This is a genomic window from Flavobacterium frigoritolerans, assembly GCF_025847275.1.
Taxonomy (GTDB): Bacteria; Bacteroidota; Bacteroidia; order Flavobacteriales; family Flavobacteriaceae; genus Flavobacterium; species Flavobacterium frigoritolerans.
In genome coordinates, this window is record NZ_JAOZEV010000004.1 from 28,067 (window position 1) to 52,766 (window position 24,700).

Genomic DNA, 24,700 nt, shown 5'->3' on the forward strand with positions numbered 1-24,700 from the left:
ACTATTTAATCTTTTTGCCTAATGATGCATCTAAAGATATATACGTCGATTGGCGTTCCGATTTTATCGTATCTAAATAGTTAATATTTTTGCCGTTGACAGTAGCCTTTAAACTATATCTTACAATAATCTTACGTCCTAGAAAACCGAGAGGATTAGAAAGCTTCAAACTATCCTTAATAAAGTATACATTTGTAAATTTATACTCAATAGTATCATTTAATAAAAGAATCATATCATCATTAATAGGTTTATTATTTACAAATTTTGGAGTAATTATCAACGCATAAGATGGAATGGGACTCCTTTCAGTTCCATTATCTATTTCTTTTGTAACCTCAAAAAGTGAATCCGCAGTAATTATTTTTTTAAAACTTGTATTTTTATCATAATAATATAATTTAGCTTTAACATTACTACTCAAGATTCCTTTTGCATTGGCTTTAATATTTGTCTCCCAATTTTTTATACAAATAAAATCATAGATCTGTTCATCTTCTTCATATGTATTACAAGAAGACAATAATAAGAATATTGAACAATACTTAATAAAGTTCGATATAGCCATAATAATTTGATTTAAATGATTATAAAGAAATTCTTTGATTATTTCTTTATAATCTTCCCAATTTTGGTTGGAATATTAAAACTAAGAGGAGTTTTTGTATTATCTAATTTATGGCTGTTGATGATTAATGATTTAATATTATTCATCACAAGCCATTTTCCTGGACCAGATTTTCCTGAAATAGTATCTAATTTATCTTGAATATTTGTTATCTTAAATTCCAAACTATCATCAATGATCAATTTTATATCATAATTAATATGACCCTCGTAAGGAATAATAGGTGTAAATACTCTTTGATTAAATTTTGATTCTGTTTTTTCGCAACCTCCAATCTCGAAATTTGTATTACGATCAATTAATTTTTTAAAATTGGTTTTTTTTACATACCTCTCAAAAACAACCTTTTTGGGACATATAGATGAATTCCATTCCTTTATATGAATATCACTAAAAGAATCGTCAATTTTTTTATACTCTGTATTTATACAACTTGAAAAAAAAACTAATAGAAAAAAACTAATATACTTCAATATACCCATAATAATTACTTTTAAATGATTCAATAGAGATTCTTTGTTTTTTGTAAATAAGTGGTCTTTTGTACTTATTGTCTTCATTTCCTTCTTCATCTTTTTGACTTACTGGATCAAATCCCCAAGTATAAATACGGAAACCAACAAATTTACTATCTCCAACCTCTAAAAAATTCAATCCACCTTCGTAAACCACCCAATGTACATTTGTTGTTAAAGCTTTGGGATTATAACCAGCTTTATCCTCAATCATATCGCTGTCTATCATCATTAGGATAGTATGTCCTTGTTTGTACTTTCGGTCAATGATTTTAAGGTGCATAATATCCATGTCGCCAATAGCATCGTTTAATTTTCCGGACATTCCTTTTTTATTTGCAATTTGAAGCATACCTAAATCAATTGCTTCTGCACTACTAAAACCTGCAACTTCTTTGCACATTCTGGTTAGCATTTCTGGCCAATTTACTCCTTTTAACATATCAATATTGCCATTTTCAAAACCATTGTACACAAAATAATCGTTTAAACTTTCTTTGCTGCGGGTTGTTGCAAGAACTATCCAATCTATTTCTGGCATTTTTAATGCCATGTAGTTGTCATAACTTGTATTAACATCATACATGCTTAAAGCTTTTTCATGAGGTTTAAGTATATAACTACCAATTGCATATTCTCCTGTTCTAAACAATTCTTTGGCAAGTTTCTCATATCCTTTTGGGTCACGTTTTGCCATCGCATAATACAAGGCTGCCATACCACAAAGCGAAGTTTGTGCTTGATTAATCTTCCAAGGATCATTAACACGGTTTTTTATTTGCTCATGAACAACCATTCTATCAAAAAATCTAAACCTATTGTGTTTCCAAACTTTAAGTTCTCCTTCGTTTTCAGCATCTTTTATGTAAGCTCTAAGATACACAAAACGACCGCACATGTCTTTTTCGTTAAGCGTAAATTTTAGCGTGTCGCCTGTTACCGAAAGTTTTTTCTCAATCCACTTGTTTTCAGATAAGTTATGGAATCTGTACATCCAGTTTATAGACGATTTGTTTTCGGGAACTCCTTCGGTATAATCGGTTACTTTAAACTCGTAGGTTTCCCCATAAAGCATTCCTTGCTGATGTTTTGTTCTTGTACCATCATTAGCAGAACCTAAATCAAGAGTTGTAACACATTCTATAGTTTTTACTCTGGTTTCTTTTTCTTCTTTTTTAGGTACGTAATAAACAGGTTCACTTGGCGGAATCCAAGATTTATTCCAGTATTTTACTATTTCTGCTCCATAATCCTGAATTGCAGGGGAGATGGTTAAAACAATTTGCATGCTTTCTGTTTCATCGGTATTAAATACTTCTGAATATTCGATCAAATAGGCATCACTAAATTTATACTTTCTTATCGGAATATCTTCATCGCCTTTTTTATAAAAGTGTACTTCACCTTTTTCCATTCGGTCCGTTTGTTTTTCAATGTCTTTTGTCATATTATGCCAAAAGACATCATCGTTTTCTTGCGATACAAAACTTAAAGTAAGAAAGCCTCCTTCGACATCACTGGTTGGTGAGCCATCTGCTCTCGTACTTCTATAATAATTGGTGTTTATCCATAGTAATTCTCGCTCTTCTCCTAAAATAAATAATTTAGCTGTGGTCATAAATTCACACATTTACATTTCGATAAATATATGTAAATAATTACAAATAAATATTTTTATCAAATAAAGAGTAAGATAAATACTCTTTTAATTATGTTTTGGAACTATAGAATACTATCCTGATACTTATGAAATGCGACAAAGAATAGCTATAGAAAAGCAGGAATTAGCTTCTAAAGCGCGTAATAAACTTCATGAAAAAGGATGAGATTTTTATTCAAATTATATTCTGTAGCAATGGGTTCTAAAGATCAAATTCATCATCAATAGACATTGAATCTACTGGTACAGCCGTAGAATCGGGAGCTTTTATTCGCAATAATGAACGAGCATGACCCGAAATGTAAACAGGTAATCTGTTAATAGTATCCTCAGGTGTTAGAACACCACGGCGTAACATAAGATTACTAAGGAATTTTTGATTCCTGATAGCATAATCTTTTAAATTACCCTGATCGTTAAATTGGTATGTGAATTTTCTTGGACTGGGAATAATTGTAGCCAAAAATAAACATTCATCTAAGCTTAAATCGGCTGGGCTTTTTTGGAAATAAAAACGACTTGCTTCCCCAATTCCATATACATTTGGTCCCCATTCGATAATATTGAAATATACTTCGAGCATACGTTGTTTGCTTACAACGCGATTATTTTCGAGGATATAAACTAATAAAATTTCTTCGAGTTTACGAGATAGCGTTTTTTCTCTGGTAAGGAAAACATTTTTTACCAGTTGCATGCTAATTGTACTTGCGCCACGAGAAAATTTCTTGGTTCGGATATTTTTTAAAATCGATTGCTTGAAAGCTTCATTAATAAAACCGCGATGTGAGAAGAACGATGGATCCTCTGTAGTTAATACGCTTTTTTGAAGATACGGAGAAATTTGCTCAATAGGAGTGTAATTTGGGTTTCCAGAACCTACTAAAATGGGTCTCTGTAATACATTTTTTATAATGGCACGATATACAAATTCACTATTTAATTTGTTGAGGTTTGCTTGGCCATACTTAGTAATTACAAGATTTTCTTTGTTTAGTTTACTATCAAAAACTAAACTGTTTGGTTTGTTTTTGTTGAACTTGAAATCGAGTTTGTAATCAAAATTACCTGTAGCTTCCATGCCTTGAAAATTAGTAAATAAACCATCTGGCAACGAGACAATAAAATCTTGTGCTTTCATTTTAGGAATAGCAACTTTTAAGGTATAAATAGTATCCGATTTGGTATTATAAGATACGTAAGGGTGGAGTTTTATTTTGTTTAATTGAACTGTTGAGGTGCTATCTATTGAGATAAAATCAGAGCCTAATAAGAAACGATAATCAAAACGAGCATTTTTTATGATTACATCTTTGCTGGCAATCTTTGCATGGTTAATTTTTAAATTGGTTATAGAAGAATATCCATCGATGTGAAGTTCACTTCCACTTTTTTTAATATTTTCAATATTCAATCGGATAGAATCGAAGCTTGCCAACATATTAAAACGATCATCTATGTAGGGTACTCGAATTGCCCCTGTATCGAGATTAAAAAATCTAATGTCTGCTTTTTTGTTTCTTGGATCAGCAAAGCCTTTTATGTTCCAACGCTGGTCGAATGTTTTAGTTTGAACATGTAAATTAGTTTCAAGTTCTTTATCGACCAAGACCAGCTTGTTTATTGCGATTTGTGCTTTTTTACCATTGTCATCAATCCTAAAGGTTAAATTTTCCAACTTCATATCAGTTGGAACAAGATTTAATAGTTTTGATATAATTCGGTATGCATACGTTGCGTATTCTCTTTTTTCATTTTTAGATGTACTGGTACTGTCTTTCTTTAAGAAAGCATCGAAGTTCTTGATGTTTCCTTTTTTTACCAATTGTATATATCCTTTGTCGATTTTTAAAGTTCCAATTTGAATGTCACCCACTAATAAATGTGACAAACTAATGCTCGTCTCTATATTATGAATGTTGCAAAGCGTATCGGCGTTTTTTGGAACTAGTATTACATTGGATAGTTTTATGCCTGAAATTCCATCAAATGAAGCTGTTTTAACTGAAAACGTACTGTTATATTCGTTGTTCATTTTATCTGATACTTTTGCAATGGCTTTATGCAAAAGAGCATCTCGAAAGAAATAAGCACCAACTAGTACTACAATAAATAGGATGACTACAATTTTAAGAGCCAATACTATTTTTTGTTTTTTTGTTTTCATATAAATTCTTTGATGTATTTAAGTTTATCCAAAAAGAATACTGGCTACGTCTTCGATTTTGGCAACAAGTTCAATTTTGATTCCTGTATTCTTTAACGCAATTTTATTGTATTTAGATACAAAAATAGTCGAAAATCCTAATTTTTCTGCTTCTTGTATGCGTTGATCTACTCGATTAACAGGGCGAATTTCACCAGATAGGCCAACTTCTCCAGCAAAACAGAAGCCTTTGGTTACAGGAATATCTTCATTTGAAGATAAAATAGCAGCTACAACGGCAAGGTCTATTGCGGGATCATCTACAGAAATTCCTCCTGTAACGTTTAGGAAAACATCTTTAGCTCCCAAGCGAAATCCAGCTCTTTTTTCTAAAACGGCCAAGATCATATTTAATCTTTTGGCGTTATATCCTGTTGTGCTTCGTTGAGGTGTTCCGTAAACGGCCGTACTTACCAAGGATTGTATTTCGATCATTAACGGACGCATTCCTTCAAGTGTTGAAGCAATTGCTGTTCCTGATAATTCTTCGTCTTTGTGTGAAATTAATATTTCGGAGGGGTTAGAAACTTCTCTTAGACCGCTTCCTAGCATTTCGTAAATACCTAGTTCAGCAGTCGATCCAAAACGGTTTTTTAGTGATCGTAAAATACGATATACATGATTTCTATCTCCTTCAAATTGTAAAACAGTATCGACCATGTGCTCCAGTATCTTCGGACCTGCGATGTTTCCGTCTTTGGTAATATGACCAATTAGAATTACAGGGATATTGGTTTCTTTGGCAAATTTGATTAATTCGGCTGTAGTTTCTCTAATTTGAGAAATACTTCCAGCAGTTGATTCGATATAATCGGTATGAAGCGTTTGGATAGAATCTATGATTACTATCTCAGGTTGAATGGCTTCAATTTGTTTAAAGATATTTTGGGTTTTGGTTTCGGTAAGAATATAGCAATTGTCACCATTTGGCGTAATTCTTTCAGCGCGCATTTTTATTTGTTTCTGGCTTTCTTCACCCGAAACGTATAGGGTTTTATAAGGCAATTGTAATGAGACCTGAAGCAAAAGTGTACTTTTCCCAATTCCAGGTTCTCCCCCTAAAAGGGTTAGAGATCCTGGTACAATACCGCCACCAAGAACCCTGTTTAATTCGCCATCGGTAGTGTCCATACGAACCTCTTGCGTAGAATCGATTTCGTTTATTCTTAAAGGACGAGGTGCTTTACCAGTTGGAGTAGGTTCGCTTTTCCAAGCAACTTTTTCTTGCTTCTGGATAATTTCCTCGGCTATAGTATTCCATTCTTTGCAAGAATTGCATTGTCCTTGCCACTTAGAATATTGGGCGCCACAATTTTGGCAAAAAAATGTTGTTTTAACTTTTGACATTATTTCTTTTTGATAAGATCATTCATTTCATCTATTTTGTCGTACATCAAATCTTTGTTCAATCTGCCAATAGGCTCCATTTGTGAAGCGTTTTGGTATTTTTTAGAAGCTCTTTTTGCATCTCCCATTTTTTCGTACATCAATCCTAGTTCGTATTCACCTAACATTGCTTTAGGATAACTGGTATTGGCAATTTCTGCTAATATGCCTAATTCATCGTAAGCATTATTTTTTAAAATAGCAGTCTCTATAGCTATGTAGTCATTCATTCGAACAGGCATTTCAACACCTAACGTTTTTGTAATTATATCGTATTTGTTTCTTAGGTAATCAACATAATCAGATTTAAGAATAGCTATTTTGTCATTGTATTCGGTTAAATTTATAGGCTTGTAAGCTTCGAAAATTTGATTTAAAGCGTTAGGTATTGCATATAAAACAGCCGAATAATAGGTCGTATTTTTAAATAAATCGTATTTGTAATTAATTAAAGGATTGTTAGCTATTTTAATATTTTGATCTAATTTTTGGATTGGTTCTTTAGTTTTTTTGATATCTCCATCTGCAACAGATAGATAATAAAATAAAGGTGTTTTTAATTTAGCAAATTTTTCAGGAACACGAACTTCCATTTGAGTTGCCAGCTCTGGACTCATAGATATGTATGCATTAAATAATGGGACTTCTTTATATAAGAAAAAGTTTAAATAGCCAGCAGTTACTCCGTGACCTGCAATAATTCTGAATGGTGCAGTACGGTAATTTTTTTCAATTTTAGGAATTACTTCACCTGCAACAAATTCAAAAAACTTAGCTCCTTTTTCAAATGGTAATCCATTGATTGCGTCAAAGGTTGAATCATCTTCACGTTCATCATTTTTGTTTTGATGAATAGCTACGATAATTGTTTCTGGCAAATCATCCCAATAAACTCCATATTTTAGAGCACCACTAAATGGGTCAAGAAGATATTCTCCATCAAATAAATAAAGTACTGGATATTTTCGGGTTTTATTAGTTTCATAAGAAGCAGGTAACTCAATAGTTATTGTTCTTGCTTCTCCTAATGGTGTTGAGTTAATTGTTTCTGTTTTTCTTTGAGAAAAAGCTGTAATAGAAATGAATAATAATAGTAGGTAAACTTTTTTCATAATTTGGGATTTCTGAAATTTTAAGATTATCAAAATAGAGTAGCAATATAGTACTTTATTTTTTTTATTGAATTACAAATTGATAATGCTATAGCAATTTGGTTGGCTTATAGATGCAAAATTGCCCTTTTTACAAAATTTAACTTTGAAAAAGGGCAGTTTTTATATGTTTAGAAACAGATTTATGTCAAGGAATTATCATTTTCATTTGGGAAAATGATCCATGGTTTGAAGGTTTTGGCTTCTTCAAATTCTAATGTTGCATAAGAAATAATGATGATGATATCATCTTTTTGTACTTTTCTTGCAGCAGGACCATTAAGGGTTATTTCGCCCGAATTCCGTTCTCCTTTAATGGCGTACGTTTCAAAACGTTCTCCATTATTAATGTTGACAATTGCTACTTTTTCGCCTTCAATTATGTTTGAGGCATCTAGTAAGGCTTCGTCAATAGTAATGCTGCCAATATAATTAAGATCGGCTCCAGTTACTTTAACGCGGTGTATTTTTGATTTTACTACTTGAATTTGCATGTTACAAAAGTAAATTAATTTAATGAAATAGTATCAATCAACCTAATAGAATTAACAAATACTGCTATAAATGCGCGGTAATTTTTGTCTTTATTTTTATGATCTATAGGTAATAATGTTGATTCATCAGCAATTACGAAATATTCTAGTTCAAATTTGGTGTTGTTTTTGAAAGAGTTTTCTACAAATTCAATTGTTTCTTCAGGGCTTTTTGTCTGAAAAATTTCTTTTACTTCAGTTAGAATTTTATAGATCATGGCTGCTTCTTGACGTTCTTCAGGTGTCAGGCGTTCGTTTCTAGAGCTCATTGCCAATTGGTTTGGTTCTCTAAAAATTGGACAGCCAACAACATTTACTGGGAGATGGTTTTTTTCGACCATTTTCTTTACAATCTGTAGTTGTTGGAAATCTTTTTCTCCAAAATAGGCATTTGTGGGAGTGATAATCTCGAACAAACGCTTTACAATTGTACCTACACCATTAAAATGTCCGGGTCTAAATTTTCCTTCCATCTGATTTTCTAGTCCATCGAAATCAAATGATTGAGAAACGGTATGGCCTTCATAGATATCTTCGACAGTTGGAGCATATAAGATTATTTTATCACTTAAAGTGCGCATTTTTCTTACATCTTCCTCTAGAGTTCGGGGGTATTTTGCTAAATCTTCTTGGTTGTTAAACTGTGTTGGATTTACAAAAATACTTACAACTGTATCATCATTTTCGTTCAATGATCGTTGCATTAAAGCCAGGTGGCCTTGGTGTAAAGCGCCCATGGTTGGTACGAAACCAACACTCGAATTTTCGGTTTTAATAGTTTTCAAATAAGCTATTAAAGCAACTTTACCGTAGAAAATATGCATGGTGGTATTATTAAAATTTAGTGCAAACATAATATATTAGTTAATAACTGCATAAATTTTTGTAATTTTGCATCGTTTTTATTACCAAAAATTAAGCAAATTACTATTATGAAAGATAAGAGGATATTGTATGTATCATCTGAAGTTGTGCCTTATTTAGCTGAAAATGAGGTTTCTTTAATGTCTTATGATGTGCCCAAAATGATTAATGATCAGGGCGGACAAATAAGAATTTTCATGCCAAGATATGGAAATATCAATGAAAGAAGACACCAGTTACACGAAGTTATCAGGCTTTCTGGAATGAATTTGGTAGTGAATGACTTAGATATGCCATTGATTATTAAGGTAGCATCTATTCCTAAGGAAAGAATTCAGGTTTATTTTATAGACAACGATGAGTATTTTAAAAGGAAAGCCACTTTTACGGATGAAGAAGGTGTAATGTATCCAGATAATGACGAAAGAGCAATCTTTTTTGCTAAAGGAGTTGTGGAGACAGTTAAGAAATTAAACTGGGTTCCAGATATAATACATGTACATGGATGGATGGCTGCAATGCTGCCAATCTATATGAAGCATTATTATAAACATGAAGCTTTATTCTCTGATACAAAAATTGTTACTTCTGTTTATACGCAATCGTTTGATGAGACACTAGATCCAGAAATGATTAAGAAGGTAAAATTTGATGGGGTTCCACATGAAGCTGTTTCAGATTTAGAAATTCCGAATTATGAAAATATTTTAAAAGCGAGTATTCTTCATTCAGATGGGGTAATAATAGCCTCAAATAATCTGTCTTCAAGTTTAACAAAATTTATAGAATCTTCAGGAAAACCTTTTTTACCTTTCGTCCCAAAAGATGCATTCGCAGAGGCGTATACAAATTTTTATAAAAACGAGGTTCTTTAAAATTTAACTTTTTTATTACACATGTATAATACTTCTTTTTTTAGAAAAATACTTTTAGTAGCAAGCGTTGTTTTTTTATATTCTTGCGATAAGGATTTTAATGTTATTGGCGATGATTTAATTGGTGATAATCATTTTAATTTAGCAACGTATAGTTCAGATGTAGTGGCTTATAATCAGAAAATTAAGCCGATACAATCAAACAATTTAACTTCAAATCAATTGGGGATTTATGTTAATTCTGCATTTGGTACTACTGTAGCTAGTTTCGCTACGCAGTTAAGTTTGGCAGTAGTTAATCCTACAATAGGAGCAGATCCAGTTATTCAAAGTGTTGAGCTTGAGGTTCCGTATTATAGTCATGTAGATAAAGTTAATACTGATGGTACTCGTGTATATAAGTTAGACTCGATTTATGGTCCAGCAACAGGTGAAATGAAACTTAGTGTTTATCAGTCAGGGTATTATATGGCTGATTTGGATCCGAATAGTAACTTTGCAAATTCACAACTTTTTTTTACGGATCAAAATTCTACTTTTGACACTGCCAAAGTTGGGACGCGTTTGAATACTGGTGTAGAAGGTCAAAACGATAAGTTTACTTTTAGTGCGGCAGAAATAGTTGAGACAACTAAAGATGATGCAGGTAAAGAAACTACTGTAAGAAGAGCGCCAGCAATGAAACTGACGTTGGATAAAGGTGTTTTTCAAAAGGAGATACTTGATGCGACAGGTAAGTTGACAACAAATGATGTTTTTAAAAATCATTTTAAAGGATTGTACTTTAAAGTAGAAAGTAATGGAGAAGTTGGTAGTTTAGCTAATGTTGATTTTAGACAAGGAAAGATTACTATAAAATATAAAGCAAAAACAGAGATAACAACAGATGCTCCTGAAACAATGGAGGATAAAACTCTTATTCTTAATTTAACAGGTAATACGGTAAATTTATTACAGGAAGTTAATGTTAATTCAGCTTATAATACTGCAATAACGACTCCAAAAGCAACTGGCGACGAGAAGTTGTATTTAAAAGGAGGAGAGGGTTCAATGGCTATATTAGAGCTTTTTAAGCCTGGGGAATTAGAAGAAATAAGAAGTAAAGGCTGGTTGATTAACGAAGCTAATTTGATTTTTCATGTTGATTCTGATGCTATGAAAGGAGTGCCTTATGATGAAAATAAAGTTCCTTCTGAGCCAAACAGAATTTATTTGTATGATTTTAATAATAATCGACCAATTATTGATTATTATAATGATGGAACTCCAAGTGCTACGACTGATGCGAAAAAAATCAAACAGGTTTTTAATGGTATATTAAACGTTGACCCTGTTACTAAAAGAGGTTCTACTTATAAAATCAGAATTACAAATCATGTTAGGAATTTGATTAAACATGCAGATTCAACTAATGTGAAGATGGGAATTGTAGTTACTGAGGATATAAATATTGTTGCTTCTAATAAATTAAAAGGGACAGATATAAAAACGGTAAAAGGAGATCCTTTTACTAAAGCACCAAGAGCATCGGTAATGAATCCTTTAGGAACGATTCTTTACGGAACAAATACTCCGGATGAAAGTAAGAGATTGAAACTTCAGATTTACTACACGAAACCAAATTAATTAAATATATATGTGTGGAATTGTTGGATATATTGGATATAGAGAGGCGTATCCTATAGTAATAAAAGGACTAAAACGACTCGAATACAGAGGTTATGATAGTGCTGGAGTTATGTTATATGACGGAGAAGCAATTAAACTTTGTAAAACAAAAGGTAAAGTTTCGGATCTTGAAGTTAAAGCTAAAGAAGGCTTTACTACAAACGGAACAATAGGAATAGGACATACGCGTTGGGCAACACATGGTGTTCCTAATGACGTGAATTCACATCCCCATTTATCTAATTCTGGAGATTTGGCGATAATACATAATGGTATTATTGAAAACTATGCTCCACTTAAAGAAGAATTAAAAAAAAGAGGATATGTTTTTCATTCTGATACTGATACTGAAGTATTGGTAAATTTGATTGAAGAAGTTCAGAAAAAAGAAAAGCTTAAACTAGGTAAGGCAGTACAAGTTGCATTAAATCAAGTTGTAGGGGCTTATGCTATTGCAGTATTTGATAGAAAAAATCCAAATGAAATTGTAGCTGCCAGATTAGGTAGTCCATTGGCAATTGGAGTAGGTGAAGGAGAGTACTTTATTGCATCTGATGCTTCGCCTTTTATTGAATATACTTCAAATGCAGTTTACCTAGAAGATGGAGAAATGGCAAACATTAGATTGCATAAGCCTATCAAAATCAGAAAGATTAAAGACGATTCATTAGTTGATCCTTATATTCAGGAACTTCAAATGAATTTAGAGCAAATTGAAAAAGGTGGTTATGAGCATTTCATGCTTAAGGAAATATATGAGCAGCCTAGTGTTATAAAAGATACTTATAGAGGAAGACTTCATGCAAATGAAGGAATTGTTCAGCTAGCTGGTGTTGAAGATAATTTAGAAAAATTTCTTAATGCCGACAGAATAATTATCGTTGCTTGTGGTACATCATGGCATGCAGGTTTGGTTGCAGAATATATCTTTGAGGAATTTGCCCGAATTCCAGTAGAGGTTGAATATGCTTCAGAATTTAGATACCGTAATCCTATTATCAATAAAACAGATGTAGTTATAGCAATTTCTCAATCAGGAGAGACTGCAGATACTATGGCTGCTATTAAATTGGCAAAAGAGCATGGAGCATTTGTGTTTGGTGTATGTAATGTTGTAGGTTCTTCTATTTCTAGAGAGACTCATGCAGGTGCTTATACACATGCAGGCCCAGAGATTGGAGTAGCTTCTACAAAAGCATTTACAACTCAAATTACTGTATTAACAATGATTGCTTTGCGTTTAGCAAAAGCAAAAGGAACATTGTCTAGTCCAGATTTTCATAGATACTTGCAAGAGCTTGAACTTATCCCAGATAAGGTAAAAGAAGTTTTGGAAACAAATGATGTTGCCAAAGAAATTGCAGGAGTATTTAAGGATTCTCCAAATTGTTTATACTTAGGAAGAGGTTATAATTTTCCTGTAGCACTTGAAGGGGCTTTGAAGCTTAAAGAAATCTCATATATTCATGCCGAAGGGTATCCTGCAGCAGAAATGAAGCATGGACCAATTGCTTTAATAGATGAGCATATGCCAGTAATAGTAATTGCGCCTAAGCAAGGACATTACGATAAAATTGTAAGTAATATTCAGGAAATAAAATCCAGAAGTGGAAAAATTATTGCAGTAGTAACCAAGGGAGATACACAAGTACGTGAATTAGCAGACTATGTGATTGAAATACCTGAAACTTCAGATGCATTATCACCGTTAATTACTACAATTCCATTGCAGCTTTTATCTTATCATATAGCAGTTATGAGAGGTTGTAATGTTGACCAACCAAGAAACTTGGCGAAGTCAGTTACTGTAGAATAAAAAACGAATAAAAACATAAGTATTTGAAAAAGCGAGATTTACATCTCGCTTTTTTTATAACAAAAAATTAAGAAATTCATTTTTGTAGAATATTCATTTTTTTCTTCAAAATAATATGTATGCATAGTATATTTCAATGAGTTAGGGAGGAATAGTTGTCAAAAGTTCAAAAAACACGAATGTGTAATATGTATTTTTGTTGCTAAAAAGTTAAGGAAAATTAATTTTTTTTAACCTTTTTTTAGTAATATCAAAAATATTTGTACTTTGGTAACATAAACCATCTAAAACTAACCAAATGAGAATGTATTTACTTATTCTATCATTGTTCTTTTGCGGGGTATCCTTTGCGCAGAGTACAATTTCAGGTTCCGTTACCGATAATAAAAAAGAAGCAATTCCCGGAGCTAATATTAATGTTGTGGGTGAGGCCAGTAGTACTTCTACTGATTTCGACGGTTCATTTATTTTAAAGTCATCCAAAAGTGTACCGTTAACAATTAGGATTACGGCAGTTGGATATGAGACTAAAACTGTCAATGTTACTTCAGCAAACCAAAAAGTCAATGTATCGTTGGTTGAGGAGAGAACAATGTTAAATGAGATTGTTGTTTCGGCTTCGAGAACTCCAGAAAGAGTAATTGAATCACCAGTTACAATTGAAAGAATGGGTATTCAGGAAATAAGAAACACTACGGCTCCATCTTTTTATGAAGGTTTGGAGAATCTAAAAGAAGTTGTTTTTAATACCAGTAGTATTTCGTTTAAATCGGTAAATACGAGAGGTTTTGCAACTGTTGCTAATACTCGTTTTATGCAATTAGTTGATGGTATGGATAATTCATCTCCAGCATTGAACTTTGTGTTAGGAAACTTAATTGGTCTGAATGATTTAGATGTGGCAAGTGTAGAGCTTTTGCCAGGAGCATCATCTGCACTTTATGGAGCTAATGCGTTTAATGGTATTTTGTTTATGAACAGCAAAAGCCCGTTTACAAACCAAGGTGTTAGTACTTATTTTAAATACGGACAAACTTCACAAGATGTAGCGGGAACAAATGATTATGTAGATTTTGGTTTTAGAGCGGCTACTGCATTTAGTAAGCATTTTGCAATAAAAGCAAATTTTAATTTCATCAGAGCAACGGAGTGGATTGCAGATGATCAAAGAAGTTTGACAGGAGGTTCTATCGGACATGCTAATAATCAAAACTATGATGGGTTAAATATTTATGGAGACGAGGTTACTACTTTTCTTCCAAATGTAGGACAGGTAAGTAGAACGGGATATCATGAAAAAGATTTGAATAATAATAAATCAGAAAGTGTAAAGGCTGATTTCGCAATGCATCTTAAGCCTTGGGAAAGTGAAACTGAGATTATATTCCAATACAAATTAGGTATAGGTAGTACTATTTATCAAGGAGCAAACAGATATTCTTTGAAGAACTTTTTCATGGGCCAAACTAAATTGGAGGTAAAAGGAAAGAACTTTTTCGCAAGGGTTTATATGACAAATGAAGATGCTGGAGATTCTTATGATATGCGTTTTGCAGGTTGGAACGTAAATAGAGCAGCTAAATCAGATACGAACTGGTTTACAGATTATGCTAAATCTTTTCAATTGTCTTCTGCGGTATTGGGGCTTAATGCAAATGACGCTGCTAAATATGCTAGAACTTTTGCAGATTATAATATTTCACCAGGTTTAGGCTTGGCACCAAATATTGATCCAGCTAATCCTAGTGCTCCAAGATCAGCACGATTTGAACCAGGTTCTCCGCAATTTGCAAGTGCGTTTGCAGATGTAATAGATAATCCAAATCTAAAAGAGGGAGCAAAGTTTATAGATCATTCTAAGTTGTATCATTCTGATGTAAATTACAATTTTAAAGATCTTATTGATTTTGCTGAAGTTCAAGTAGGAGGTTCTTGGAGAGAGTATGTAATGAACTCTGAAGGGACAATTTTTACAGATTATGATGGTCCGTTAAGGTATAAAGAATATGGAGCATATACACAGCTTGCTAAAAAATGGATGGATGATAGATTAAAATTTACAGGATCTATTCGTTATGACAAAAGCCAAAACTTTAAAGGAAATGTATCGCCTAGGATAGCATTTGTTTATTCTGCAGGAGCGACAAAAGTGCATAATTTTAGAGTTTCATACCAAACAGGTTTTAGAAATCCAACAACTCAGGATCAATATATCGGTCTAGATTTAGGTCCGTTTGCATTAATTGGTTCAGCGGCAGAAAATTTAGATCGTTTTACAGAAGTTAGAGAAGTGAGTTTAGCAGGTCAGGCAGCGGGTAATCCAGCTACAGTGACAATGAATGGTCATAAAGCTTATGAAAATGCATATACAGTAGCTTCTGTGCAGGCGTTTGGAGCTACCGGAAATCCAGCAAATCTTGAAGTGGCGAATATTGGATTGGTAAAACCAGAAGAAGTGCAAGCTTTTGAAGTTGGATATCGTTCGGTAGTAAGAGATTTTTCAATTGATGTTAATGCATATTATAATATTTATGATAATTTCATGAATACAGCCCGAGTGATTAGTCCGTATTACGGAACTGTAGGGACAGATGTTACTAATCCAGCAGTGCAACAAAGTTATCAGGCACTAGCATTTGGTGACAGAAGAGTTTATCAAGTTTATACTAATACAACTGCGCAAATATCTTCTTTTGGAGTTGGGGTTGGGTTGTCTAAAAAAGTATACAAAGATTTTGAAGTAGGAGTGAATTATAATTATTCACAATTTAATTTTGATCAGTCAAAAGATCCAGGATTTGTTGCTGGATTTAATACTCCAAAACATAGAATTAAAGGTTCGTTAGGGAATTCTAAATTATTTAAAAATTTTGGATTTAATATGAACGTAAGATGGAATACGGAGTATTTATGGGAGGCATCTTTTGCTGACGGAATGGTTCCGGAAAATACAGTGTTTGATGCTCAGATAAACTATGGAATTCCTAAATTAAAATCGGTTATCAAAATTGGAGCTACAAATATTTTTGGAAAAGATTATATTCAGGTAATAGGGGCAGGTTTAATAGGGCAACAATGGTTTGCTTCATGGACAATTAACCCATAAATAAATTATAAGTATATAGTTTATTGTATTTCTTATTAAATTTTAAGAAGTGTGGAAAAATGAATATTAATGTAAAAAAAATACAAATCATGATAAAAAATTTTAAATGGCTATTATTGGTTTCATTGGCCTTTGTAGCATGTAATAACGATGATGAAGATACAACGCCGGCAGAGGTTCCGATAACGCCTGGTTCGGCTGTTTTTACAAAATATGTTGCATTAGGAGATTCATTTGCGGCAGGATATAGTGATGGGGCTTTATTTGCAAAAGGACAACAAGGTTCTTATGCGAATATATTGTCTCAGCAGTTTGCTCTTGCAGGAGGAGGTGCCTTTACAACGCCATTAATGCTTGATAATATAGGAGGGTTTTCTTCAGGTGGGACACAGGTTGCTGGATTTCCAACAAGGTTAGTTTTTAATCCACTTACAAGTTCGCCGGTTAATGTGCCTGGGGTTTCTGGGACATCAATAACGGCTCATTTAACGGGTTCATTTGGTAATTTAGGAATTCCGGGAGCAAAGAGTTTTCATCTTATGGCGGCAGGTTATGGTAATGTTGCAGGTGTTCCTTCGGGAGCTGCAAATCCGTATTTTGCCCGTATTGCAAGTTCGGCAACAACAACAATCTTGGCAGATGCAGTAGCTCAAAAACCTACTTTTTTCTCTTTATTTATAGGAGGAAACGATGTTTTAGGTTATGCAACATCAGGAGGGATAGGGAAAAATCAAACAGGGAATCCTAATCCAGCTACTTATGGTAGTAATGATATTACGGATCCTACTGTGTTTGCAAATGTATACACGGCTTTGATTACGGGTTTAACGGCAGGAGGTGCTAAAGGGGTAGTAGCAAATTTACCTTACGTAAATGCATTGCCTTATTTTACAACTGTTCCTTATAATCCAGCTGCATTAACGGCTCCTTTGGCGGCACAGTTAAATTCTGGATACGCTGTTTATAATGGTGGTTTGCAGCAGATGGTTACTAATAAATTACTGAGTGAAGCTGAAGCAGCTCGTCGTACAATAAAATTTGCTGCAGGAAATAATGCGGTTGTAATTGTAGATAGTTATTTGACTGATCTTAGTGCATACGGACTACCGTCTTACAGACAAGCTACAAAAGAAGATTTCTTGGTTTTGATTTCCAGAACATTTATAGGCACTACTGTTGGTGGAGATCCAACAAAAGTAAATGGTTTGTCGGTGCCTCTGGCAGATAATTGGGTGTTGTCAAAAGATGAAGTAAAAGAAGTGAGTACGGCAACAGATGCTTATAATGTAACAATTGAAGCTATTGCTAAGGAAAAAGGATTAGCTTTTGTGAATACAAGAACAGTTATGGCTCAGTTGTCTAACGGAGGGGTTAATTTTGGTGGTTTTAATATGACATCCGCTTATGTAACCGGAGGGGCATTTTCGCTAGACGGGGTTCATCCAAGTGCAAGAGGGTACGGATTAATTGCTAATATCTTTATAGATGCGATTAATGTAAAATATGGTTCCACATTGCGACATGTTGATTTGGGAATTTATCCAATTCAATATCCAGCAAATTTATAACAAAGCCAATTTTTTTTAGTAGGAAAGCCACCCGTTTTTGTAATGTGGTGGTTTTTTTTTATTGGGCTGAAAAGATGGTCTTTTATGCAATCAATGTACTTATTTTTATTAAGTGTAAAAATTATAGTATTTTTCTAAAAAAAAGTTATTGATTTTATATTTTAAAAATTATCTTTGCGCACTGAAAAAAGAGGTATTTTCGTTAAACCTAAATAGCTATTTAATAAACACATACAGTAATGTCAAAAGTAATAGGAAAAGTTGCCCAAATCATTGGACCAGTAGTTGACGTCGTTTTCAACGGTAAAGATGTTGAACTTCCAAAAATTTATGATTCATTAGAAATCACTAAAAAAGACGGAACATTGTTAGTTCTTGAAGTACAATCTCACATCGGAGAAAATACAGTTCGTACAATATCAATGGACTCAACAGATGGTTTGAGCCGTGGATATGAAGTAGTTGGAACTGGAAATCCAATCCAAATGCCAATCGGTCCAGACGTATATGGTCGATTATTTAATGTAATTGGAGATGCAATTGATGGTTTAGGGAACTTGCCAAAAACAGGAGAGAATGGATTGTCTATTCACAGACAAGCACCAAGATTCGAAGATTTATCAACTTCATCTGAAGTATTGTTCACAGGTATTAAAGTAATCGATTTGATTGAGCCTTACTCAAAAGGGGGTAAAATTGGATTGTTTGGTGGTGCTGGTGTTGGAAAAACAGTATTAATTCAGGAGTTGATTAACAATATCGCAAAAGGTCACGGTGGACTTTCAGTATTCGCAGGAGTAGGAGAAAGAACACGTGAAGGAAATGACTTACTTCGTGAGATGTTAGAGTCAGGAATTATAAAATACGGTGATGATTTCATGCACTCTATGGAAAATGGAGGATGGGATTTATCTAAAGTAGATATGCCAGGAATGAGAGAGTCTAAAGCTACTTTCGTTTTCGGACAAATGAATGAGCCTCCTGGAGCTCGTGCACGTGTGGCACTTTCAGGATTATCTATCGCTGAGTATTTCCGTGATGGAGCAGGAACAGATCAAGGTAAAGACGTATTGTTTTTCGTTGATAACATCTTCCGTTTTACACAAGCAGGTTCAGAGGTTTCGGCTCTTTTAGGTCGTATGCCATCTGCGGTAGGATACCAACCAACATTAGCAACAGAAATGGGTGCGATGCAGGAACGTATTACATCTACAAACAAAGGTTCGATTACATCTGTACAAGCGGTTTACGTACCTGCGGATGATTTAACTGACCCGGCGCCAGCAACAACTTTTGCTCACTTAGATGCAACAACAGTATTGTCTCGTAAAATTGCTGAGTTAGGTATTTATCCAGCAGTAGATCCATTGGATTCTACTTCTAGAATTTTGACTCCTCAAATCTTAGGTGATGAGCACTATGACTGTGCACAAAGAGTAAAAGAAATTCTTCAAAAATACAAACAATTACAAGATATCATCGCGATTCTAGGTATGGAAGAGTTATCAGAAGAAGATAAATTATCTGTATCAAGAGCACGTCGTGTACAACGTTTCTTATCTCAACCTTTCCACGTAGCGGAGCAATTTACAGGTATTCCTGGAGTATTGGTTGATATTAAAGATACTATCAAAGGATTTAACATGATTATCGATGGTGAGTTAGATCATCTTCCAGAAGCAGCTTTCAACCTTAAAGGTTCTATTCAAGATGCAATCGAAGCTGGAGAGAAAATGTTAGCAGAAGCTTAATCTAGTTTTCAGTATTGGGTCGCAGTATTTTGCTGAGGCTATTAACTGAAACTGTAAACTAAAAGAAAATGACTTTAGAAATAGTATCACCAGAAGCAAAATTATTTTCAGGAAATGTGACTTCGGTTACTTTGCCAGGAGTTGATGGAAGCTTTCAAATATTGAATCATCACGCTCCTATTGTTTCTATTTTAGAAAAAGGGACTATTAAAATTGTAGCGCCAAGCTTCAATTTTTCTAAAGAAGTAGCGGGTAAATTCACGAAAGTAAATGACCAAACTTATACTTTAGATATTGTGTCAGGTACTATCGAGATGAAAGACAATAAGATAATTGTTTTAGCTGACTAAGACAATTCAGAATAAAGTTAAAAAAGCCAGACATATGTCTGGCTTTTTTATTGTTAAGAACTGCCATTGTAAAATTTATGGTTTTAATTTTAATCTCAGTATTTTAGTTAATGAAAATTCAATTAGACTAAAATATAATTAAGCTTGATATTGCTTGAATTTATTTTTGGCGGCTATAATATGAAATTCTGATAGCTTTAGGGACAGCGCTAAAAAAATATAATAGGTAATGAATTCAGGCTTAATTTTATAACTTTGCTTTATGAAATTACCAGAAAGTCTTATTCAAAAATTAGTTGTACGAAAGCAAAACAATGCACTTAGACAATTGCCGGATGTTAATGCATCAATTGATTTTACTTCCAACGATTATATTGGGTTTTCAAAATCTGGGATAATTTTTAATAAAACACACCAATATTTACTCGATACCAAAAATATACAAAATGGAGCAACAGGTTCAAGATTAATTTCGGGTAACCATTCTTTGTATAAAATTGCAGAAACTTTTATAGCGCAGTTTCATGAGTCAGAATCGGCTTTAATCTTTAATTCGGGTTACGATGCCAATGTTGGTTTTTTTAGTGCTATACCGCAGCGCAATGATGTTATTTTGTATGATGAGCTAAGTCATGCTTCTATTCGTGACGGAATTTTAATGTCGAATGCTAAAACGTATAAATTTAATCATAATGACTTTGAAGATTTAGAACGACTTATAGTAAAACACCAAAATTCAATTATTTATATTGTTACCGAAAGTGTTTTTTCTATGGATGGAGATTGTCCAAATCTAGAGGAATTGGTACTATTATCCGAAAAATATAAGTGCTACCTTGTAATCGATGAAGCTCATGCATTAGGAGTTTTTGGAGAGAAAGGCGAAGGATTGTTACAGTTTTTAGGATTGCATAATAGAGTTTTTGCCAGAATTATGACTTTTGGTAAGGGTTTAGGATGTCATGGTGCAGCAGTTCTTGGTACTCAAGAATTAAAAGAATATCTCGTTAATTTTGCAAGAAGTTTTATTTACACAACAGGATTGTCTCCACATTCAGTTGCTACTATTTTTATTGCTTATCAGCAGTTGGAGATAGAGAAAGAAACTATCGAAATACTACGCCAGAATATTGTTTACTTCAATCAGCAAAAAAAACTTCTTGGATTACAACCTATGTTTGTTAGAAGTAAATCAACAATTCAATCAGCAATTATTCCGGGTAATGAAAATGTAAAGGCTGTTGCTCAAAAATTGCAAGAAAAAGGATTCGATGTAAAAGCAATTTTGTCTCCAACAGTTCCAGAAGGGCAGGAACGATTGCGTTTTTGTATTCATAATTATAATTCGGAAAAGGAAATAAATCAGGCTTTAGAATTGTTAAGAGACTACGTGTTTTAATATTGTTCTACAATCAATCACAAAGTTGATTTTGTGAATCTCTGTGTTTTTTTTCACGCATATCTTTTTGAAATTAAGAATTTTTAAAAAAATATACTCCCTAAACTATTGCATTTTCTCACTTTCTTTAAAAAGGTTTAAAAATTTTGTAACGTTTTGATGATTCGATTACTTACGAGTCGTAATCAAAAAATCACAATTATGAAAACCACATCAACTTCAAAAAGCGAAAATATTTTCAACTTCGTATTTATCTTTTTAACTTCTTTAGGATTGGGATATACTTTAGTAAACCAATTTCTTTTAAATAAGCCTAAAACAGAATTACTTGTCGTAATGATCTGCTTATTTGTTATTTCGATAGCTTCTTGGCAGCGAAGAAAAATGGGAAAATTGTAAATAACGAGTTTTAATCATCAATCAAAATCAATCAAAATCATCAATCAAAATCAATCAATCAATCAAAATCAATCAATCAATCAAAATCAATCAATCAAAATCAATCAAAATCAATCAAAATGAAAAATTTATTTAAATCACTAGCAGTAGCAATCGCAATTATTTTTTGTGCAACAATACAAGCACAGGATAAATCTCCTAAACTTGAGAATAGTCTTTTATGGGAAGTTTCAGGAAAAGGATTAAGTAAGCCATCTTATTTGTATGGAACTATTCACATGATTTGTGGAGCAGATTATTTTCTTTCTGAAAAAACAAAGAAAGCATTTGAGGCTTCAGACAAATTAGTTTTAGAAGTTAATTTATCTGATCCAAATGAAATAACAGACATGCAACAATTAGCAATGGGTAAAGAACCTCTCGATAAAAAATTAACAGCTTTACAATTATCGACGTTGGAAGAAATTTTGAAAAAAAGTACTGGGATGAATGTTCAACAAGTAAATAAGTATAGTTTATCTTCTGTGATGAGTTTGATTTTTATGAAAACGTATCCATGTACAGATCTCAAAGTTTATGAGTTTGAATTTATAGAACTGGCAAAAAAAAGAAATTTTGAAGTGGCTGGTTTAGAAACTATTAAATCTCAATTTGAAACCCTTGATGACGCTTATACAAATGATGAAATGATTTCAATGTTGGTAGAATCTGTTAAGGATGGTTCTACTCCTTTAGTAGATGATTACAAAACAGAGAATATTGAAGCTCTTTATAAGAGAACAACTGGCGATAAGTTTATGAATGAAAAAACAAGGATTGCAATGTTAGATAAAAGAAATAGTAATTGGGTAAACCAAATACCTGAATTAATGAAAAAGCAATCTATATTTATAGCAGTTGGAGCTGCTCATCTGGCTGGAGAACAAGGAGTGATTAATTTGTTAAGAATGGCAGGATATAAAGTAAAACCAGTAATGAAATAGAAATATTTTGAAAGAGAAAGAACTAGAATTTTTAAATCGGATCGAAAGGCATAAAGGGATTTTATATAAAGTTTCTAAAATGTACATGGATAATTATGATGATCAACAAGATTTGTTTCAGGAGATTGTTTGTCAACTTTGGAAATCACATGATTCTTTTAGAAACGAAAGTCAGTTTTCAACATGGATGTATCGCGTAGCAGTTAATACGGCTATCATTTTTCTTAAGAAAGAAAAACGAAAAGTAGATAGATACGAAATTGCGTCAGAAAATATTAAAGAGGAAGAAACAGATTCGCATATAAAAGAAAGTCAGATTGATCATTTTTATAAAGCAGTTCAGAAACTCGAAAAGATTGATAAAGCGATTATATTTTATCAGTTAGAAGGCTTTTCGCATAAAGAAATAGGTGAAAACCTTGGGATTTCTGAGGGAAATGCAAGAGTGAAATTAAATAGAGCAAAAGAAAAATTAAAAGAAATAATTAAAAATCAAGGATATGGATTTTAACGATATACAAAACGCATGGAATAATGAAAAGGCTGAAAATGTCATTCTTCCAGATAATTTAGAAAAAATTGAATCGGCAAATACGCCTTTGGATAAAATTAGAAAAAACCTTAAAAAAGAACTTCTTTATCAGTCTATTTCTGTGATTTTTATAGGATTTGTGCCTTATTTATATGCTTTCCCAGAAAAATGGATTGCGCCATTTTATTTGTTTTTCAGCATATTTGTTGCAGTTTGTGTGTATTATTTAGTAAAGCTGTATTTGTTTTATAAAAGATTAAACAAGATTACTTTAAGTACAAAAGACAGTTTGTATGAAACCTATTTTGATATTAGGTTAAATATGGAATTATACAAAACTTTTGGGTTTGCTTTAACTCCGTTTATGGTTTTGTTTTTAATTGGGTTTTTATATGACAAATTTTCAAAACAATCAGGATTTCAGTTAAATGATTTTAGCAATCCTCAATTAATTAGTGTGTTTACGGTAGTAACTTTTTCTATTCTGTTTATGGGATTGGCACTGGAGTGGTGGGTATATTATTTTTATGGCAAATACGCTAAAGAAATCAAAAAGGTTATAGATCAATTAAAAGAAGAATAATCAAAAACAATAAACCCATCGTAATGATGGGTTTTGTTTTTATTGGTATTTTTGTACGCAATAAAAACAAGGGAATGAAACTATTTATTACAGGTATTTCTACCGATGTTGGTAAAACAATTGCTTCGGCTATTATCGTAGAAGCATTAGAAGCAGATTATTGGAAACCAATTCAGGCAGGAGATTTAGATAACTCAGATACAGGAAAAGTTCAGTCAAAAATTTCGAATAAAAAATCTCAATTTCATAAAAATTCATATGCATTAAATACGCCTGCAAGCCCTCATTTGGCAGCCGAAATTGATGGAATTACTATTGATTTGAATGAGATAACTGAACCAAAGACTGATAATCATTTGGTTATTGAAGGAGCAGGAGGAGTTTTTGTACCATTAAATAATAAAGAATTTGTAATTGATTTAATTCAACCAAATTATAAAGTTATAGTGGTTTCTAGGCATTATTTAGGAAGTATCAACCATACAGTGCTAACAATTGAAGCCTTGAAGAGCCGAAAATTAAATATTGCAGGAATTATTTTTAGCGGAAGCGAAAATAAATCTTCTGAAGCAATTATTTTAAATAGTACAGGGGTTAAATGTATTGGGCGAATTGATGAAGAACCTTATTTTGACCAAAATGTAATTCGCGAATACGCCGATTTATTTCGAGAGAATCTTTTAGAATTGTAAAATGTTTTTTGTGGAAAGTAAAATACATTCCACAT

The 24,700-nt window shown here is 32.8% G+C and carries 21 protein-coding genes; 13 read left to right on the forward strand and 8 right to left on the reverse strand.

The features are described 5' to 3' along the window. Position 1: 1 nt before the first annotated feature. The 8 genes from OIU80_RS06615 to panC form a co-directional block, all read right to left on the reverse strand. Complete coding sequence (locus OIU80_RS06615) at positions 2-568, reverse strand: hypothetical protein (RefSeq protein WP_264286255.1); 567 nt, start codon at positions 566-568, stop codon at positions 2-4. Positions 569-606: 38 nt separating this feature from the next. Next, positions 607-1,110, reverse strand: a complete 504-nt coding sequence (locus tag OIU80_RS06620) for a hypothetical protein (RefSeq protein ID WP_264286256.1) — start codon at positions 1,108-1,110, stop codon at positions 607-609. Beyond that, positions 1,088-2,761 carry a type VI secretion system tube protein TssD gene (tssD, locus tag OIU80_RS06625; RefSeq protein ID WP_264286257.1) on the reverse strand — a complete coding sequence of 558 codons (1,674 nt, stop codon included), beginning with the start codon at positions 2,759-2,761 and terminating at the stop codon, positions 1,088-1,090. The genes OIU80_RS06620 and tssD overlap by 23 nt, the downstream gene beginning before the upstream one ends. A gap of 244 nt (positions 2,762-3,005) precedes the next feature. Beyond that, positions 3,006-4,970, reverse strand: coding sequence for a biosynthetic peptidoglycan transglycosylase (locus OIU80_RS06630; RefSeq protein ID WP_264286258.1), 1,965 nt, complete (start codon positions 4,968-4,970; stop codon positions 3,006-3,008). A gap of 24 nt (positions 4,971-4,994) precedes the next feature. Beyond that, positions 4,995-6,356, reverse strand: coding sequence for a DNA repair protein RadA (gene radA, locus OIU80_RS06635; RefSeq protein WP_195738188.1), 1,362 nt, complete (start codon positions 6,354-6,356; stop codon positions 4,995-4,997). After that, positions 6,356-7,507: an alpha/beta hydrolase gene (locus OIU80_RS06640; protein WP_264286259.1), complete on the reverse strand. Its 1,152-nt coding sequence runs from the start codon at positions 7,505-7,507 to the stop codon at positions 6,356-6,358. Before OIU80_RS06640 ends, radA begins: the two co-directional genes overlap by 1 nt. 182 nt (positions 7,508-7,689) lie before the next feature. Beyond that, the gene (panD, locus tag OIU80_RS06645; RefSeq protein WP_195738186.1) at positions 7,690-8,040 is read right to left on the reverse strand and encodes an aspartate 1-decarboxylase; all 351 of its coding nucleotides are present in this window, start codon (positions 8,038-8,040) and stop codon (positions 7,690-7,692) included. A gap of 14 nt (positions 8,041-8,054) precedes the next feature. Then, the gene (gene panC / locus OIU80_RS06650) at positions 8,055-8,933 is read right to left on the reverse strand and encodes a pantoate--beta-alanine ligase (RefSeq protein ID WP_264286260.1); all 879 of its coding nucleotides are present in this window, start codon (positions 8,931-8,933) and stop codon (positions 8,055-8,057) included. Between the two features lie 78 nt (positions 8,934-9,011). Here panC and OIU80_RS06655 point away from each other — a divergent pair, with 78 nt between their 5' ends. The 13 genes from OIU80_RS06655 to bioD all read left to right on the forward strand — a co-directional run bounded on the left by OIU80_RS06655 (position 9,012) and on the right by bioD (position 24,665). After that, the gene (locus OIU80_RS06655; RefSeq protein ID WP_264286261.1) at positions 9,012-9,818 is read left to right on the forward strand and encodes a glycogen/starch synthase; all 807 of its coding nucleotides are present in this window, start codon (positions 9,012-9,014) and stop codon (positions 9,816-9,818) included. A 21-nt stretch (positions 9,819-9,839) separates the two neighbouring features. After that, positions 9,840-11,444: a DUF4270 domain-containing protein gene (locus OIU80_RS06660; RefSeq protein ID WP_264286262.1), complete on the forward strand. Its 1,605-nt coding sequence runs from the start codon at positions 9,840-9,842 to the stop codon at positions 11,442-11,444. Positions 11,445-11,454: 10 nt separating this feature from the next. Beyond that, positions 11,455-13,302: a glutamine--fructose-6-phosphate transaminase (isomerizing) gene (glmS, locus tag OIU80_RS06665; protein ID WP_264286263.1), complete on the forward strand. Its 1,848-nt coding sequence runs from the start codon at positions 11,455-11,457 to the stop codon at positions 13,300-13,302. Between the two features lie 298 nt (positions 13,303-13,600). After that, complete coding sequence (locus tag OIU80_RS06670; RefSeq protein WP_264286264.1) at positions 13,601-16,408, forward strand: TonB-dependent receptor; 2,808 nt, start codon at positions 13,601-13,603, stop codon at positions 16,406-16,408. Positions 16,409-16,497: 89 nt separating this feature from the next. Next, the gene (locus OIU80_RS06675; RefSeq protein ID WP_264286265.1) at positions 16,498-17,976 is read left to right on the forward strand and encodes an SGNH/GDSL hydrolase family protein; all 1,479 of its coding nucleotides are present in this window, start codon (positions 16,498-16,500) and stop codon (positions 17,974-17,976) included. 239 nt (positions 17,977-18,215) lie between these two features. Beyond that, on the forward strand, positions 18,216-19,727 hold the full coding sequence (gene atpD, locus OIU80_RS06680) for a F0F1 ATP synthase subunit beta (protein WP_195738179.1): 1,512 nt from the start codon (positions 18,216-18,218) through the stop codon (positions 19,725-19,727). A gap of 68 nt (positions 19,728-19,795) precedes the next feature. After that, positions 19,796-20,077, forward strand: a complete 282-nt coding sequence (locus OIU80_RS06685) for a F0F1 ATP synthase subunit epsilon (protein WP_264286266.1) — start codon at positions 19,796-19,798, stop codon at positions 20,075-20,077. 262 nt (positions 20,078-20,339) lie between these two features. Then, the gene (locus tag OIU80_RS06690; RefSeq protein ID WP_264286267.1) at positions 20,340-21,476 is read left to right on the forward strand and encodes an aminotransferase class I/II-fold pyridoxal phosphate-dependent enzyme; all 1,137 of its coding nucleotides are present in this window, start codon (positions 20,340-20,342) and stop codon (positions 21,474-21,476) included. Between the two features lie 201 nt (positions 21,477-21,677). After that, positions 21,678-21,875 carry a hypothetical protein gene (locus OIU80_RS06695; RefSeq protein WP_264286268.1) on the forward strand — a complete coding sequence of 66 codons (198 nt, stop codon included), beginning with the start codon at positions 21,678-21,680 and terminating at the stop codon, positions 21,873-21,875. Positions 21,876-21,994: 119 nt separating this feature from the next. Further along, positions 21,995-22,858 (forward strand): TraB/GumN family protein, encoded by an 864-nt coding sequence (locus tag OIU80_RS06700; RefSeq protein ID WP_264286269.1) that lies wholly within the window; start codon positions 21,995-21,997, stop codon positions 22,856-22,858. A gap of 7 nt (positions 22,859-22,865) precedes the next feature. After that, the gene (locus tag OIU80_RS06705; protein ID WP_264286270.1) at positions 22,866-23,369 is read left to right on the forward strand and encodes an RNA polymerase sigma factor; all 504 of its coding nucleotides are present in this window, start codon (positions 22,866-22,868) and stop codon (positions 23,367-23,369) included. Then, positions 23,359-23,973 carry a hypothetical protein gene (locus OIU80_RS06710; protein WP_264286271.1) on the forward strand — a complete coding sequence of 205 codons (615 nt, stop codon included), beginning with the start codon at positions 23,359-23,361 and terminating at the stop codon, positions 23,971-23,973. Before OIU80_RS06705 ends, OIU80_RS06710 begins: the two co-directional genes overlap by 11 nt. Before the next feature lie 74 nt (positions 23,974-24,047). Next, a complete protein-coding gene (gene bioD / locus OIU80_RS06715; RefSeq protein ID WP_264286272.1) occupies positions 24,048-24,665 on the forward strand; it encodes a dethiobiotin synthase in 618 nt (205 codons plus the stop codon). Positions 24,666-24,700 lie beyond the last annotated feature (35 nt).

Coding starts and splice junctions, on each gene's coding strand:
- OIU80_RS06615 (WP_264286255.1), bottom strand. CDS start 568: ATGGCTATATCGAACTTTATTAAGTATTGTTCAATATTCTTATTATTG.
- OIU80_RS06620 (WP_264286256.1), bottom strand. CDS start 1,110: ATGGGTATATTGAAGTATATTAGTTTTTTTCTATTAGTTTTTTTTTCA.
- tssD (WP_264286257.1), bottom strand. CDS start 2,761: ATGACCACAGCTAAATTATTTATTTTAGGAGAAGAGCGAGAATTACTA.
- OIU80_RS06630 (WP_264286258.1), bottom strand. CDS start 4,970: ATGAAAACAAAAAAACAAAAAATAGTATTGGCTCTTAAAATTGTAGTC.
- radA (WP_195738188.1), bottom strand. CDS start 6,356: ATGTCAAAAGTTAAAACAACATTTTTTTGCCAAAATTGTGGCGCCCAA.
- OIU80_RS06640 (WP_264286259.1), bottom strand. CDS start 7,507: ATGAAAAAAGTTTACCTACTATTATTATTCATTTCTATTACAGCTTTT.
- panD (WP_195738186.1), bottom strand. CDS start 8,040: ATGCAAATTCAAGTAGTAAAATCAAAAATACACCGCGTTAAAGTAACT.
- panC (WP_264286260.1), bottom strand. CDS start 8,933: ATGTTTGCACTAAATTTTAATAATACCACCATGCATATTTTCTACGGT.
- OIU80_RS06655 (WP_264286261.1), top strand. CDS start 9,012: ATGAAAGATAAGAGGATATTGTATGTATCATCTGAAGTTGTGCCTTAT.
- OIU80_RS06660 (WP_264286262.1), top strand. CDS start 9,840: ATGTATAATACTTCTTTTTTTAGAAAAATACTTTTAGTAGCAAGCGTT.
- glmS (WP_264286263.1), top strand. CDS start 11,455: ATGTGTGGAATTGTTGGATATATTGGATATAGAGAGGCGTATCCTATA.
- OIU80_RS06670 (WP_264286264.1), top strand. CDS start 13,601: ATGAGAATGTATTTACTTATTCTATCATTGTTCTTTTGCGGGGTATCC.
- OIU80_RS06675 (WP_264286265.1), top strand. CDS start 16,498: ATGATAAAAAATTTTAAATGGCTATTATTGGTTTCATTGGCCTTTGTA.
- atpD (WP_195738179.1), top strand. CDS start 18,216: ATGTCAAAAGTAATAGGAAAAGTTGCCCAAATCATTGGACCAGTAGTT.
- OIU80_RS06685 (WP_264286266.1), top strand. CDS start 19,796: ATGACTTTAGAAATAGTATCACCAGAAGCAAAATTATTTTCAGGAAAT.
- OIU80_RS06690 (WP_264286267.1), top strand. CDS start 20,340: ATGAAATTACCAGAAAGTCTTATTCAAAAATTAGTTGTACGAAAGCAA.
- OIU80_RS06695 (WP_264286268.1), top strand. CDS start 21,678: ATGAAAACCACATCAACTTCAAAAAGCGAAAATATTTTCAACTTCGTA.
- OIU80_RS06700 (WP_264286269.1), top strand. CDS start 21,995: ATGAAAAATTTATTTAAATCACTAGCAGTAGCAATCGCAATTATTTTT.
- OIU80_RS06710 (WP_264286271.1), top strand. CDS start 23,359: ATGGATTTTAACGATATACAAAACGCATGGAATAATGAAAAGGCTGAA.
- bioD (WP_264286272.1), top strand. CDS start 24,048: ATGAAACTATTTATTACAGGTATTTCTACCGATGTTGGTAAAACAATT.